At 70.6% G+C, this 13,937-nt stretch carries 17 protein-coding genes; 9 read left to right on the forward strand and 8 right to left on the reverse strand.

Annotated elements, in window-relative coordinates:
* Positions 1-61 precede the first annotated feature (61 nt).
* From J4N02_RS01885 to J4N02_RS01895, 3 genes are all read left to right on the forward strand, one after another.
* Positions 62-211 carry a hypothetical protein gene (locus J4N02_RS01885; protein ID WP_208091069.1) on the forward strand — a complete coding sequence of 50 codons (150 nt, stop codon included), beginning with the start codon at positions 62-64 and terminating at the stop codon, positions 209-211.
* Positions 202-372 carry a helix-turn-helix transcriptional regulator gene (locus J4N02_RS01890; protein ID WP_208091070.1) on the forward strand — a complete coding sequence of 57 codons (171 nt, stop codon included), beginning with the start codon at positions 202-204 and terminating at the stop codon, positions 370-372. The genes J4N02_RS01885 and J4N02_RS01890 overlap by 10 nt, the downstream gene beginning before the upstream one ends.
* A gap of 135 nt (positions 373-507) precedes the next feature.
* Complete coding sequence (locus J4N02_RS01895) at positions 508-972, forward strand: hypothetical protein (protein WP_188334534.1); 465 nt, start codon at positions 508-510, stop codon at positions 970-972.
* A gap of 15 nt (positions 973-987) precedes the next feature.
* Here J4N02_RS01895 and J4N02_RS01900 read toward each other — a convergent pair whose 3' ends face one another.
* The 4 genes from J4N02_RS01900 to J4N02_RS01915 form a co-directional block, all read right to left on the reverse strand.
* Positions 988-1,911 carry a DUF3039 domain-containing protein gene (locus tag J4N02_RS01900; protein WP_188334535.1) on the reverse strand — a complete coding sequence of 308 codons (924 nt, stop codon included), beginning with the start codon at positions 1,909-1,911 and terminating at the stop codon, positions 988-990.
* Between the two features lie 127 nt (positions 1,912-2,038).
* Positions 2,039-2,437 carry a helix-turn-helix domain-containing protein gene (locus J4N02_RS01905; RefSeq protein WP_188334536.1) on the reverse strand — a complete coding sequence of 133 codons (399 nt, stop codon included), beginning with the start codon at positions 2,435-2,437 and terminating at the stop codon, positions 2,039-2,041.
* Positions 2,438-2,544: 107 nt separating this feature from the next.
* The gene (ald, locus tag J4N02_RS01910; protein ID WP_188334537.1) at positions 2,545-3,642 is read right to left on the reverse strand and encodes an alanine dehydrogenase; all 1,098 of its coding nucleotides are present in this window, start codon (positions 3,640-3,642) and stop codon (positions 2,545-2,547) included.
* Between the two features lie 4 nt (positions 3,643-3,646).
* Entirely contained in the window at positions 3,647-3,832 is a 186-nt protein-coding gene (locus J4N02_RS01915; protein ID WP_182818518.1) for a DUF5302 family protein, read from the reverse strand.
* A 145-nt stretch (positions 3,833-3,977) separates the two neighbouring features.
* Here J4N02_RS01915 and J4N02_RS01920 point away from each other — a divergent pair, with 145 nt between their 5' ends.
* Positions 3,978-4,391: an NUDIX domain-containing protein gene (locus tag J4N02_RS01920; protein WP_208091071.1), complete on the forward strand. Its 414-nt coding sequence runs from the start codon at positions 3,978-3,980 to the stop codon at positions 4,389-4,391.
* Here the strand turns inward: J4N02_RS01920 and J4N02_RS01925 are convergent.
* A complete protein-coding gene (locus tag J4N02_RS01925; protein ID WP_182818521.1) occupies positions 4,388-4,729 on the reverse strand; it encodes a DUF6054 family protein in 342 nt (113 codons plus the stop codon). The two genes, J4N02_RS01920 and J4N02_RS01925, sit on opposite strands and share 4 nt — an antisense overlap.
* Before the next feature lie 253 nt (positions 4,730-4,982).
* Between J4N02_RS01925 and J4N02_RS01930 the strand changes: the two genes are divergently transcribed.
* Positions 4,983-6,743 (forward strand): DEAD/DEAH box helicase, encoded by a 1,761-nt coding sequence (locus tag J4N02_RS01930; RefSeq protein ID WP_188334538.1) that lies wholly within the window; start codon positions 4,983-4,985, stop codon positions 6,741-6,743.
* Positions 6,744-6,849: 106 nt separating this feature from the next.
* Positions 6,850-7,242, forward strand: coding sequence for an SRPBCC domain-containing protein (locus tag J4N02_RS01935; protein ID WP_188334539.1), 393 nt, complete (start codon positions 6,850-6,852; stop codon positions 7,240-7,242).
* Between the two features lie 32 nt (positions 7,243-7,274).
* On the opposite strand, the gene J4N02_RS01940 is transcribed toward J4N02_RS01935, so the two are convergent.
* The gene (locus J4N02_RS01940; protein WP_243760847.1) at positions 7,275-8,573 is read right to left on the reverse strand and encodes an MFS transporter; all 1,299 of its coding nucleotides are present in this window, start codon (positions 8,571-8,573) and stop codon (positions 7,275-7,277) included.
* Positions 8,570-8,998, reverse strand: a complete 429-nt coding sequence (locus tag J4N02_RS01945; RefSeq protein ID WP_182818528.1) for a MarR family winged helix-turn-helix transcriptional regulator — start codon at positions 8,996-8,998, stop codon at positions 8,570-8,572. The genes J4N02_RS01940 and J4N02_RS01945 overlap by 4 nt, the downstream gene beginning before the upstream one ends.
* A gap of 177 nt (positions 8,999-9,175) precedes the next feature.
* Between J4N02_RS01945 and J4N02_RS01950 the strand changes: the two genes are divergently transcribed.
* The 3 genes from J4N02_RS01950 to J4N02_RS01960 are packed head-to-tail and all read left to right on the forward strand — an operon-like array spanning position 9,176 to position 12,321.
* The gene (locus J4N02_RS01950; protein WP_188334540.1) at positions 9,176-10,108 is read left to right on the forward strand and encodes a hypothetical protein; all 933 of its coding nucleotides are present in this window, start codon (positions 9,176-9,178) and stop codon (positions 10,106-10,108) included.
* A 9-nt stretch (positions 10,109-10,117) separates the two neighbouring features.
* Positions 10,118-11,536, forward strand: a complete 1,419-nt coding sequence (locus J4N02_RS01955) for a TIGR01777 family oxidoreductase (protein WP_188334541.1) — start codon at positions 10,118-10,120, stop codon at positions 11,534-11,536.
* Between the two features lie 17 nt (positions 11,537-11,553).
* Positions 11,554-12,321, forward strand: a complete 768-nt coding sequence (locus J4N02_RS01960; RefSeq protein ID WP_188334542.1) for an IclR family transcriptional regulator — start codon at positions 11,554-11,556, stop codon at positions 12,319-12,321.
* 51 nt (positions 12,322-12,372) lie between these two features.
* On the opposite strand, the gene hutH is transcribed toward J4N02_RS01960, so the two are convergent.
* Positions 12,373-13,932 carry a histidine ammonia-lyase gene (hutH, locus tag J4N02_RS01965; RefSeq protein WP_188334543.1) on the reverse strand — a complete coding sequence of 520 codons (1,560 nt, stop codon included), beginning with the start codon at positions 13,930-13,932 and terminating at the stop codon, positions 12,373-12,375.
* Between the last annotated feature and the right edge of the window lie 5 nt (positions 13,933-13,937).

A 13,937-nucleotide genomic window follows, 5' to 3' on the forward strand; every position in this document is an offset into this window, starting at 1 on the left:
CTCGTGCTCTGGACGCTTGCCTGGGCGGCGAGCCTCGCCGCTGCCCAGGTTTGGGCCCCAGGTGATCTGGGGCCCGGAGCAGACGAAGGCCAGCGTGGTGGCGGTCATGCTGAACGTCCTGGTGGGCGCCGGCTGGGTGATCTGCTTCGCACGCTTCATCAAGGCCCAGGACGATCTTTGGCGCAAGATCATGCAGGACGCGTGGCGGTGACCCTCGGGTCCGGCTGGGTCGCCGGCTTCGGGGTGTCGCGCCAGTCGGTCAATGCGATCGGGACGGGGAAGTTCGACCCGAGCCTGCCGGTCGCCTTCCGACTGGCGCTGCTCTTCGAACTCCCGATCGAAGACATCTTCAGTTTCGAGCCCACGCCGTAGAGGCCGCTGCGACACGGCACACGGTTGGGTGGGTTCAACCCGACCATCGGATGGAAACCGACCCGCCCGGCTTGCCCGGTGGCGCACAATGGCTGATCGGGCCTCCACACGTCGGCCCGGAGGAGTTGATCAGCCATGGGAGTCCACGCGCAGAGCGCGACTGCGACCGTCGATCCGTCGATCGTCTGGGAGCGTTGGACCGAGCCCGAGTACTGGCCGCAGGATGACCCGTCGATCCTGCGGGCCAAGCGCAACGGACCGCTCGCGAAGGGCGCGGTCGGCGTCCTGCGCTGGAAGAAGGGTGGCCGCTCGACCTACCGCATCGTCGAGGTGGACCGCTCGGCCCTGCGCTTCGTCACCGAGACCAAGCTGCCGCTGGCCACCGCCACCTATGCGCGTGAGTTGACCCGCCCCGAGGTTGAGGGCTCGGACGCCGAGGGTGCCGTCGACGTCGACCCCGACGCGCGTGTGCTGACCCACCGGCTCACCATCAAGGGCCCCCTGGCCAAGGTCTGGGACCGCTTCGTCGGTCGGCCGATGGCCGCCGAGCTGCCCGGGGTGCTGGACAGCATCATCGCTGCGGCAAGCGTTACGCACTGAGGGGCGTTGAACCCGTTACTGCGGGAGTTTCGCCCACGCTTCGTCGCAGTGGGGGCAGGCAGGCAGGGCCAAGTGGTCCTGGTGGGGAACGAAGTAGGCGCCGCAGAGGCCGCGCACTGCCCGCCCTTCGATGGTGCGTCCGGCGAGGTGCTTCCGGTGCGTGTAGTGGCTGTGTCGCCCCGGCTCTGACTGGACCAGGATGCCCTCCTCTGCCAAGGTGCTGAGGAGTGAGGTCCGCTCGGGGACGTGGCCCGGCTCGACGATGGTCGAGAAGGTGTTCCGGAACCTGTCCCACCCCTGCTCCGGGGGGCTGATCGAGATGAGCACGCGGAGGGCGAGTTGCCAGGACAGGTTCGAGCCCTCGTAGGAGCGGCAGGTTGCGATGTCGACGTCGACTTCGTCGGCCTCGTAGTCGGCTTCGCGCACCTGCGTCAGAGCGATGGTGATCTCGGCGAATGTCTCCTCGCGGACTGGATGCCGGACGGTGACGTGGGTTGTCCCGCCGCCTCCCACCGTGGACAAGGCTGCACGCACCTGATCCTGGATTGCGAGCTCCCACCCGGTCACGATGCGGGCGGCGGTTTCCTGCTTCAGGAGGAGAACATCCTCGGCCTGTGGCAACCATGACGCGGCCAACCCCGCGCTGTCCTGCCGGCGGACGCGCTCATAGAAGTCGTCCCAGTCCAGGTGACCTCCCTTGGCCAGCCCTGCCACCACGAGCCAGTGGACCCCCGAGTCTGGATCCAGCCACACCCCGCCGCGCCATTGCCCGGTCTTGATCTCCAGGAGTTGCAGGTTCGTGCACCCAGAGATGGGCCCCTCCACGTTGGTGATGTCGCTGCCGTGGGGAAGCGCTTCGGCCGCCTTCTGGACCAAGGGGTGGGGCAGCTCGCTCAGGGGATGCAGGTCTGCGATCCGTGCGTTCGCCAGTGAGCGCATCGGTTGTGGCGAAGCCCACCCCGCAGTCAGGTCCTCACGGAGGACTCTGAGCGTAGGGCGGGCTCGGCGGCTGTGCACTCATCGATCATGACGGATCAGTGTGCGGCTCAGGGCGAATGCCACGCAGTCAGAGCAGATCGGCGATCTCGTCAATGGCGCCACTGCGGGTTTCGTGCTGCTTGGCGAAGCGCTCGGCAAGCTCGCGTCGATCGTGGTCTCGTTCGGCTTCGAAGGCGATGACGTCACTCAGTCGGATACGGCGGTCACGACCGACGCGGTGCGACACGATCTCGCCCCTGTCCAATAGTTTGTACAAATGTGACCGGCTCATGCCCAAGCGTTCGGCAACCTGGTTGGGAGTGAGCGTGGCATGCCCGTCGACGGTCACAAGGCCCTCGCCGTCACGAATGCAACGGGCCACGCTCATAAGGACGTCGCGCAGCTCAGGGCCGACCTCGGCACAAGCAAAGTGCTCAAGGGCCTCTAGATGTTCAACGGGAATGTTGGTCGTCTCAATAGTTCTCACGGGAAGCTGCTCTCAAAAGTGGCACACATGTCGTAGGTGTCACAGATGATTCTAGGCGGGTGTAGCGGGTTGTGCAAGCGGAGCTGCCACATGGCGACCGCAACGTCTCAGGCAGACGAGGCCGGCAGGTCGGGGAACGCAGCCACCACGCCTGGGTGGGTGAGGCGTCCGGCATGGGTGTTGAGGCCCTCGGCCAGGGCCGGGTCGGCGTCCGCGGCCTTCGCCCAGCCCTGCTCGGCGATGCGACGCACGTACGGCAACGTCGAGTTCGTGAGCGCCCACGTGGAGGTGTTCGGCACCGCGCCGGGCATGTTCGCCACGCAGTAGAACACCGAGTTGTGCACCGTGTAGGTGGGGTCGTCGTGGGTGGTCGGGTGGGAGTCCTCGAAGCAACCGCCCTGGTCGACCGCCACGTCGACGAGCACCGAACCCGGCTTCATCTGCGACACCATCTCGTTGGTGACCAGCTTCGGCGTGCGGGCACCCGGGACGAGCACCGTGCCGATCACCAGGTCGGCGGCCAGCACCTGCTCGCGCACGGTGAGGGTCGAGGACAACAGGGTGTCCACGGCGTCGTCGAACTTCCACATGATCTGGCGCAGCTTGTCGAGGTCGGTGTCGAGCACCGTGACGTCGGCGCCCATGCCGAGCGCGACGCTCGCCGCGTTCTGGCCCGCGATGCCGCCACCGAGGATGACGACCTTCGCGCTGGGGACCCCAGCGACGCCGCCCATCAGGACCCCGCGTCCGCCCTGTGCCTTGAGCAGCGCGTGCGCACCCATCTGGGGAGCCAGGCACCCCGCCACCTCGGACATCGGGTAGAGCAGCGGCAGCTGGCCATTGGGCAGGCGGACCGTCTCGTAGGCCACGCCCGTCGTGCCCGCGTCGAGGAGCGCCTCGGTGAGCGGGCGGTCGGGCGCCAGGTGCAGGTAGGTGAACAGGACCTGCTCGTCGGTGAGGAAGTGGAACTCCTCGGGCGTCGGCTCCTTGACCTTGAGGACCAGCTCACCCGACCACGCGCCGTCGGTGTCGACGATCTGCGCGCCGACCTTGGCGTAGTCGTCGTCGGTGATGGACGACCCCAGGCCGGCGTCCTTCTCGATGAGGACCTCGTGGCCCGCCTCGACCAGGTCGAGCACGCCCACGGGCGTGATCGCGACGCGGTACTCGCGGACCTTCGTCTCCTTCGGGATCGAGACCCTCATCGGTCTAACCCCCGGCCTTGCGCCGGAACGTGCGCTTGCCCCCCTGCTGACCGTGGGGCCCACCGGCCGCCTTCGCACCGCCTTGCGCGCCCGCCGCACTGCCGTGCTGGGCGTTCTTCTTGGCCTCCAGGGCAGCCTTCATCTGCTCCTTCGGGTCGACGACCTTGTCACCGTCCTTTGCTTCACTCATGCGCCCACTCTGGCACATGGGGGCGACACGCGGGGGGTCAGGGGCCGGGGAGGCGGTCGTGGAAGTTCGTCGGGCGGTTGGGCAGGATGGGTCCATGGCTCTCCACAGTGCAGGTCTCCTGCCGTTTACGTTGGTGGATGGCCAGTTGCGGGTTTTCATCGTGCACATGGGCGGCCCCTTCTGGGGCCATCGCGACGACGGCGGCTGGTCACTGGCGAAGGGCATGTACACGCCCGGCGAGGAGACGCCCGAGGACGCGGCCCGGCGCGAGTTCTCCGAAGAGGTGGGCTGCGAGCCGCCCGAGGGTGAGCTGATCGACCTGGGTGAGGTCCGGTTGTCGTCGGGGAAGCGGGTGCGCGGATTCGCCGTCGAGGCGTCCGAGGACCTGTGCTTCGTCGAGAGCAACACCTTCGAGGTGGAGTGGCCGCGGCGGTCCGGTCGGTTCCGCACCTACCCCGAGGTCGATCGCGCGGACTGGTTCGACGTCGAGGTCGCCCGCACCAAGGTGACCCTCGGCCAGATCCCCCTGTTGGACGCCCTGGCCCGCATGGTGGGTTAGCTGCCCTCCGCGTAGGCATCGATGACCTGAGCGGCCTTGTCGAGCCAGGTCATCTCCCCGATCGGGAGCACCTTGAAAAAGCTTGCCTCGGTGCCCCCGCTGGTGATGACGCTGGCGTGGAGCGTGCCCCGGTGCTCGGCCAGCGAGAGCGCCATGCTGACGCGGTTGCCGCCGAACATCGAGTAGCGCTCGTACACCCGGAACGCCGTGCGCACCTCGCCGAGGGTGAGGTCCGTGCCGTCCTCCGCGGTGGCGGAGATGCTGCCCATGATGTTGTCGTGGAAGTAGGGCAGGAAGCTGCTGATCGACCCGGGGAATGACCGCTCGTACTTCGCCATGGGGCCAGTGTGCTCGCGTGGGCGACCCTGTGCAGGCTGTCGGCGGACGGAGGTCGGGCTCTCGGCGCAGGGAATGCAGGCTGTCGGCGCACAAAACCCAAGCCCTCGGCGGCTAGAACTGAAGCCCTGGTCGTGCCTCCCGCTCCGCCGCGGCGCAACACGCCCAACACGCCCTCTCCGGTGTTTGACCCGCTCGCTCGGGGGAGGGCTAGGGTCGGGGTCCTATGTCTTCCCCGAGCACCCCCGCGCGCGCATGAGCCAGTCGGCGTTCGACCGGCTCGGTCCGGCGTTCCCGCAGCGCGCTCCGTGGGGAACGGCGACCAAGCTGCGCGCCTGGCAGCAGGAAGCACTCGACCTCTACCTCAGCTCCGCGCCCCGCGACTTCCTCGCCGTCGCCACCCCCGGCGCCGGCAAGACGACGTTCGCGCTTCGGGTGGCGTCCGAGCTGTTGCACGCCCGGGTGGTGCGCCGCGTGATCGTGGTCGCCCCGACCGAGCACCTCAAGGTGCAGTGGGCGGACGCCGCCGCGAAGGTTGGCATCCAGCTCGACCCGGGGCTGGGCGGGCGCAAGCGCGGGCGCTCGCGGCAGTACGACGGGGTCGCGGTCACCTACGCCGGCGTCGCGGCGGCGATGCTCAGCTACCAGACCATGACGGCGAACTTCGACACGCTGGTGATCCTCGACGAGGTCCACCACGCCGGCGACGCCCTGGCCTGGGGCGACGCGGTGCGCGACTCGTTCCAGTACGCGACGCGACGGCTGATGCTGACGGGTACGCCCTTCCGCTCGGACGAGAACCCCATCCCCTTCGTCACCTACGTCGAGGGGCACGGCGGCGAGAAGGTCTCCCGCGCCGACTACACCTACGGCTACGCCGAGGCGCTGCGCGACCACGTCGTGCGCCCGGTGGTGTTCATGAACTACGGCGGGCCCATGCGGTGGCGCACCAAGTCGGGCGACACGGTCGAGGCCAACCTGGGTGAGCTGCTCACCAAGGACGTCTCGGCCCAGGCCTGGCGCACCGCCCTCGACCCCAAGGGGGAGTGGATCTCGGCGGTCCTGCGGGCCGCGGACAAGCGGCTCAGCGAGGTGCGACGACACGTCCCGGACGCCGGCGGCCTCGTCATCGCCACCAACCAGACCAACGCCCGGGCGTACGCGCGCGTGCTGGAGTCGATCACCGGGACCAAGCCCACGGTGGTGCTGTCGGACGACGCCGGGGCGTCGGGTCGGATCGAGGCCTTCTCGGCGTCCGACGAGCGGTGGATGGTCGCCGTGCGGATGGTGTCCGAGGGCGTCGACGTGCCGCGGCTGGCGGTCGGGGTGTACGCGACCGCGACGTCCACGCCCCTGTTCTTCGCGCAGGCCGTCGGGCGCTTCGTGCGGACCCGCCGCCGCGGGGAGGTGGCCACCGTGTTCCTGCCGACCGTGCCGATCGTCCTCGCGCACGCGTTCTCCCTGGAGCTGCAACGCGACCACGTGCTGGGGCGACGGAGGGCGTCTGAGGAGATGGACGTGTGGGCCGAGGCCGAGGCCCTGCTGGAGGCCGCGAACCGACGCGAGGCGGCGTCCGACGACCTGATGGGGGCGTTCGAGGCGCTCGATTCGGCGGCGACCTTCGACCACGTGCTGTTCGACAGCCAGCAGTTCGGGATGCACGCCGTGCCCACGTCGGACGACGAGGCCGACTACCTCGGCCTGCCCGGGCTGCTCGAACCCGACCAGATAACCCACCTGCTACGCGAACGGCAGCGGCGGCAGGTGCGGAGGCACGAACGGTCCGAGCGGCGGGAGCGCGTGACGCCCGAGGTGTCGCTGCACCGCGCCCTCGCGGCCCGCCGCAAGGAGCTGAACACACTGGTGTCGCAGTACGCGCGCGTGAAGGGGGTACCGCACAGCCACGTGCACGCTGAACTGCGCCGCCAGTGCGGTGGGCCGGCACTGGCGGCGGCGACCACGGACCAGGTCGAGGCGCGGATCACGATGATCCGGGGTTGGCAGGCGCGCGTGTGATGCCCGACCGGGCCGAAGACCCTCGGGGTTCGACGTCCCCCTGACGAGGAGGGAGTTTCGGCGCCATCATGGGGTATGCAGATTCACGACGACGTGCACGAGTTCGATGTTCCCTGCGCGGCACAGCCCCGCATTCGAAGCCTTCACGCTGCGCACCGCGGAGTGGTGGTCCGCTGAGGCGGTCGGCAGCCCCGACACCTTCAGCCACGTGTTCTTCGAGCCGGTGGTGGGCGGTCGTGTCCAGGAGATCGCCTCCGACGGCACGCAGACCTTCCGCGGCGAGGTCAAGGAGTGGAAGCCCGGCCGGCGCCTGGTGTTCACCTTCAGCAAGGCCGAGGACGCCGTCCATCCGTCCACGATCTCGGTGGACTTCATCCACACCGGGGACGACGCGGCCACCGTCCGGATCCACCACCTGACCGGTGACGAGGACCGGTTCAACAACTGGGACGGCTTCGTCAAGCCCTACGCCGCGCTGTTGGGCGTCTACACCCACTGACCCGGCACAGCTGGACCGAGGAGCGCCGCCCGTCAGGCCTCTTCGGGGTCGAGCTGGGCCGGCTCGGGGACGCCGCGGAGCTCGCGCCAGCTGGGCAGGCGCCAGTCGTTGCGCTGGAGCGCGAAGAACATGCCCACCATGAACGCCAGGGCGGTGGCGATGGCGCCGATGAGGACGGTCCAGCGGGCGCCCCAGGCGTCGCCGATCCAGCCGATCATCGGGGCGCCGAGGGGCGTGCCGCCGAGGAAGATCATCATGTAGAGCGCCATCACGCGGCCGCGCATGACCGGCTCGGTGGTGAGCTGCACCGAGGCGTTCGCGGTGGTCATGACGGTCAGGGCGGTGAGCCCGACCGGGATGAGGAGGATCGCGAACATCTCGTAGGTCGGGGCGAGCGCGAGAGCGAAGGTGGCGATCGCGAAGCCCATGAGGGCGCCGAGCATGGTCGACAGGCGTGGGCGCGGCCGGCGGGCTGCCATGAGCGCGGCGGTGAGTGAACCGACGGCCATGATCGAGCCGAGGATGCCGTACGCGTCGGCGCCCTTGCCGTACACCTCGGTGGCCATGAGGGCGTTGGTGATCTGGAAGTTCATCCCGAAGGTGCCGAGCATGAAGACGATGAACATGACCAGCTGGATGTCGGGGCGTCCGGCGACGTAGCGGATGCCCTCGCGCACCGAGCCACGGCCGCGGCGGATGGGGGCCGGGGTGAGCTGGGAGGGATCCATGGCGAGGAGCGCGAGGATCACCGGGATGAACGTGAACGCGTTGATCAGGAGGCTGGGGCCGACGCCTGCAACGGCGATCATCAGACCGGCGACGGCCGGGCCCACGAGCCGGGCGCCGTTGAAGCTGGTCGAGTTGAGGCCGACCGCGTTCGGGAGGAGCTCGGGCGGCACCATCTCGGAGGCGAACGCCTGGCGGGTTGGGTTGTCGACCGCGGTCACGACGCCCTGGAGGAAGGCCAGCACGTAGACGTGCCACAACTCGGTGACGTTGAACACGACGAGCAGGGCGAGGGTGGCGGCGTTGAGGGCGAGGAGCACCTGGGTCCAGACGAGGATGATGCGCTTGGGGAACCGGTCGGCGACCGCGCCGCCCCAGGCGCCGAACAGCACCATCGGGAGGAACTGCAGGCCGGTGACGTAGCCGACCGCCGAGGCGGAGTGGTCGGTCAGGATCGTCAGCACGAGCCAGGTCTGCGCGATGCGCGCCATCCAGGTGCCGATGTTCGAGATCAGGCCGCCCCAGAAGAACAGCCTGTAGTTGCGCAGCCTCAGGCTGGCGAACATCGGGGTGCGCGCGGGCGCGATCGTGGGGGTCTGGGTCACGCGTGGATCACCTTCTGGAGGATGTCGGTCGCCTCACGGAGGACCTTGAGTTCGTCGGGGGAGAGCCCCTGGAGGCGACGGACCATCCAGTCGTCGCGGCTCGCGCGGGTGCGCTGCACCATCTCGGCGCCAGCCTCGGTGAGGGAGAGCAGGTGGCGTCGGCCGTCGTCGGGGTCGAGGGTGCGCGCGACGAACCCGGCCTCGACGAGGCTGTTCACCGTGCGGGTCATGCTCGGGGCGCTCACCTCCTCGATGCGGGCCAGTTCGCCGGCGGTGCTCGCGAGGCCCATCGACAACTTGGCGAGCGCGCTGAAGTGGTGCGGCGGGATCTCGTGGCAGTTGTCGAACCGCACACGGCGGCTGACGTGCTGGCACGCGATGCGCACGTCGCTGGCGAGGCTGAGGAGGGGGTCACGGTCGGGCACGATTGCTTAGCCTAGCTCATTAGCTGAGGTAATCAAATGGAGAGTGGTGGTTTCTCTCCAGGGGATGGAGGAGGCGCGGCTGGGTTGAGCGTGACTGGGTGTCCGGGCCGCCATCCTCTGGAGAGAAACCACCACTCCCGTCGGAGCACCTGACAGGACCCGCCTAAACCAAGGGGCATGGAGCACGCGTGGCGTCGGGCCCTCGAGGCGCGAGACGGGTTGATCGTCCGGCGGGAGCACCCATCGCTGGGTTCGGCGTTCGATCGCGCCCTGCGACAGGGGCACATCGTGCCGGTGCTGGCCGGCATCTACCGGGACGCCGCTGCCGAACTGGACCTCGCGACCCGGATCCGGGCCGCCCTCATCATGGATCTCAACGCGGTGGTCGTGGGGGAGGCGGCCGCGACGCTGGGGTGGTGGCCCGACCGGGCCGCGACCACGGTGGACCTCGCGACCCGGGGTCGCCCTGCAGACGGGGACGGCATCCGCTGGTGCCGGCGTCAGATCCCGCTCGACCTCACCGTCGACCGCGGCGACGTGCGGTTCACCGATGCGCCCCTCACCGTGCTCGACCTCCTGCCCACGCTCGGGGGCACGGTCATCGACGAGGCGCTTCGCCTGAGGGCGGTCACGCTCGGCCAACTCGAGACGGTGTTCGCGGGGCTCCCTGTCCGGCCCGGCGATGCTCTGCGCCGGGCCCTGCTCGACGACTCGCGGGACCAGCCCTGGTCCGAGGCCGAGCGGGAGTTCCAGCGCCAGAACCGTGACCTCGACCTGCCGCACGCCCACCGCACGAACCACCCGGTCACCCTTCCCGACGGCACGGTCCGCTTCCTCGACTACGCACTGCCCGACCTCCTGCTCGCGTTCGAGGTCGACGGTTGGGAGACCCATGGATCCAGGGAGGCCTTCCTCCGGGACCGGGACTCCGACGCCCAGCTGGCTGCCTTGGGCTGGCAGCGCATCCGGTTCGCCGCCACGACGATCTTCGACGACCCGGAAGGCGTGAAGGCGACGGTGCGCAGCATCGTGGCAGCCCGCGAGGGACTGTTCCGGGGGCTCCCGGCGGCGTCACGCCCACGCGCGCGCAGGCGGGGTGGGCGCGCGTAGGCTGAGGGCATGCCCGTCTTCGAGCGCACCAGCCGGTACCCGTATCCGCGATCGACGGTGTTCGCGTGGCACACCCGGCCGGGTGCGTTCGCCCGGCTCAGCCCTCCCGGGATGGTCACCGCTCTGAAGCTGCACACCGACGGGATCAACGTGGGGTCTGAGGCCGAGCTCCTCATCAGCCACCCGCTCGTCGCCGGACTGCTGCCCGACATCCCGCGCCCGGGCGCCCGCAAGGGTGCGCCGATCGGGGTGCGCTGGCTGGTGCGCCACGTCGAGCTGGTCCCCAACGAGAGGTTCGTCGACGAGCAGGTACGCGGCCCGTTCAAGTCCTGGCGCCACGAGCACCACTTCGCCGACGGCCCCGGCGGCTCGACGATCATCACCGACCGCGTGATCTGGGAGCTCCCGGTCACCCTCCCCGGACGCCTCGACCAGGCCCTCGTCGAGATGCAGCTCGACGGACTCTTCGCGTTCCGCGAGCGCCAGCTCCGCGACGACCTCGACCTGCACACCCGCCTCGCGGCGAGCCCGCGCCGGGTCGTCGTCGCCGGGGCATCCGGTCTCATCGGCACCCAGCTCTGCGCGCTGCTCACCTCGGGCGGACACCACGTCACCCGGCTGGTGCGCACGTCGGCCAAGGGCAAGCCCGACGCCGCCCGCTGGGATCCCGCCGCCCACAAGCTCGACCCCCGCATCCTCGAGGGGGCCGACGCCGTCGTAAACCTGTCGGGCCACTCCATCGGCGGGCGGTTCACCCGCGGCCACAAGGGGAAGGTCCTCACGTCCCGCCTCGATGCGACCGCCACCCTCGCGGGCGCCGCCGCCGAGGCAAAGGTCCCGACCCTCGTCCAGGCCTCGGCGATCGGCTACTACGGCCCGCGGCGTCCGAACGAGCTGTTGACCGAGGACTCAGCCCCCGGCGACGGCTTCCTGGCCGCCACCGTCCGGGCCTGGGAGGCCGCCGCGCAGCCGGCCGCGGATGCCGGCGTCCGGGTCGCACTGCTGCGCACCGGCATCGTGCTCAGCGAGGGCGGGGGAGCGCTCGCGCCCCAGGTGCCGCTGTTCTCGCTCGGCGTGGGCGGGCGCCTCGCCGCGCCCGACGCGTGGTTCAGCTGGGTCGGCCTCGACGACGTGGCGCGGGCGTACGTGCACACGATCCTGACCGACGTGGTCGAGGGGCCCACCAACCTGGTCGGGCCGCGCCCGGTCACGCACCAAGAGTTCGCCACCACCCTCGGCCGCGTGCTGCACCGGCCGGCGGTCGTGCCGACGCCGGCGATCGGCCCCAAGCTCGTGCTCGGTGCCGAGGGCTACGACGAGATGATCGACACCGACCAGCGGGTGTCGGCGGCGAAGCTGGGCGAGTCCGGGTTCTGGTTCGCGCAGGGCACCCTGGCCGAGGCGCTGCGGCACGCGCTCATGCGCTGACCGGACGCCGCGACGAGATGGCCTCCAGCGCGTCGCCCGCCGTGGGTCGGGCCCTCGACATCCTGACCCACCTCGCCCGGCAGACCGGGGCGGTCGGGGCATCGGCGATCGCGCGCGACCTGGGCCTGCCCCGCTCGTCGACGTACCACCTGCTCGCCGTGCTGGAGGAGCGCGGCTTCGTGCTGAGGCTGCCCGAGTCGCGCGGCTGGGCGCTCGGTGCCTCGGCGTACGGGCTGACCAGCGCGTACACCCCGCACGAGGGGCTCGAGCGGCTGGCCCGGCCGGTGATGCGGGCGCTCGCGGCTGAGCAGGGCGTGACCGTGCACCTCGGGATCCTGCGTGGCCCGCTCACCCTCTACCTGCTCAAGGAGTCGCCCGCCGGAGCCACCGACGAACCGTCGCTCGTCACCGCCGTGGGGGTGCTGCTGCCCGCCCACCTGACCGCGTCGGGGCGGGCGATCCTGGCCCAATTGCCCGAGGCGACCGTGCGGGCTCTGTACACGCGGCCGGGCGACTTCGTGTCGCGCACGGGGCGCGGGCCGCGCGGTCTGGGCGACCTGCTGGGCGAGCTCGGCCCCGAGCGGGCGCGTGGGTGGTCCGAAGAGGTCGAACTCGTCACGCCCGGCCTGCGCTCGGTCGGAGCCGCCGTGTTCGACCTGCACCGCCAGCCCGTCGCGGCGCTGAGCTGCACGTGGCGGGCACGGGTCCCGGCCCGGGACGCCGAGCCGATCGTGTCCGCCCTGCTGGCCGGGGCGTCCGAGGTGTCGCGCCGGCTGGGTGGGTGAGAAGCAACCAAGCCCTGGCCGCGTGAAACCCAAGCCCTCGGCGCGGAAAACTCAAGCCCTCGGCGCGTCCCGCGGCGGTAGGGGGCCGGTGACGGACGCCGCGGCCTCGACGAGGGATCCTGCCGCGACCAGGCCCACCACGGACTCGATCTCCGGGGCCAGGAACCGGTCGGTGCCGGGGCCGGGGACGTGTTCGCGAATGCGCGCCACGACGGCCGCCGTCGCGGGGGCCGAACCCAGCTCGCGCAGGTCGAGCGCGCGGGCCGCGGTCAAGGCCTCGCCGGCCAGTACCCGGGTAAGCCCGTCAAGCGAGCGGCGCAGCTTGCGGGCGGCGTGCCAGCCGAGGGAGACGTGGTCCTCCTGCATGGCCGAGCTCGGGATCGAGTCGGCCGACGCGGGCACGGCCAGGCGCTTGAGCTCGGCGACCACCCCGGCCTGCATGTACTGCAGGATCATGTGCCCCGAGTCGACGCCCGGGTCGTCGGCCAGGAACGGTGGCAGCCCGTGGTTGCGCTTGGCGTCGAGGAAACGGTCGGTGCGGCGCTCCGACATCGAGGCCACGTCGGCGACCGCTATCGCGAGGAAGTCGAGCACGTAGGCGACCGGTGCGCCGTGGAAGTTGCCGTTGGACTCCACGCGCCCGTCCGGGGTGACGACCGGGTTGTCGATCACCGAGGCCAGCTCCCGCTGGGCGACCAGCATGGCGTGCACCAGGGTGTCCCGGGCGGCGCCGGTGACCTGGGGTGCGCAGCGCAGCGAGTAGGCGTCCTGGACGATCGGGCAGTCGGGATCGTCGCGGTGCCGCGCCACGATCGGTGACCCGTCCAGCACCGCGCGCATCGTCGCCGCCGACAGCCCCTGCCCGGGGTGGGGTCGCATGGCGTGCAGGTCCTCGGCGAAGACGCGGTCGGTGCCCATCAGCCCCTCGACGGACAGGGCGGCGATCACGTCGGTCGTCGCCAGCAGGACGCCGAGGTCGTGACACGCCAGCACCAGCTGGCCCAGCATGCCGTCGGTGCCGTTGATGAGCGCCAGTCCCTCCTTCTCGGCGAGCACCAGCGGTTCGATCCCGACCTCGGCCAGCACCTCGGCAGCAGGACGACGCACGCCCGCGGCGTCCCGCACCTCGCCCTCGCCCATGGCGGCGAGCGCGCAGTGCGACAGCGGGGCGAGGTCGCCCGAGCAGCCGAGCGAGCCGTACTCGTGCACGACCGGGGTGATGCCCGCGTTGAGCAGGGCGGCGTAGGTCTCGACCACGACCGGCCGGACGCCCGTGCGCCCGCTCGCCAGCGTCGACAGCCGCAGCAGCATCATCGCCCGGACGACCTCGCGCTCGACCTCAACCCCTGACCCCGCCGCGTGCGAGCGGATCAGCGACACCTGCAGCTGGGCTCGCTTCTCGGGGGCGATGTGCTTGGTTGCCAGCGCCCCGAACCCGGTCGAGACGCCGTAGACCGGGCGGTCCGACGCGGCGAGTTGCTCGATGTGGCGGCGGGTGGTGGCCACGGCGTCCAGAGCTTCGGGTGACACGCGAACGGGCGCGTCGTGCCTTGCCACGGCGACGACGTCGTCGAAGCTGACCGGTCCGGTGCCGACGGTGACCTCATGCATGCCGA

The sequence above is a fragment of the Propioniciclava sp. MC1595 genome, assembly GCF_017569205.1.
Lineage (GTDB): Bacteria > Actinomycetota > Actinomycetes > Propionibacteriales > Propionibacteriaceae > Propioniciclava.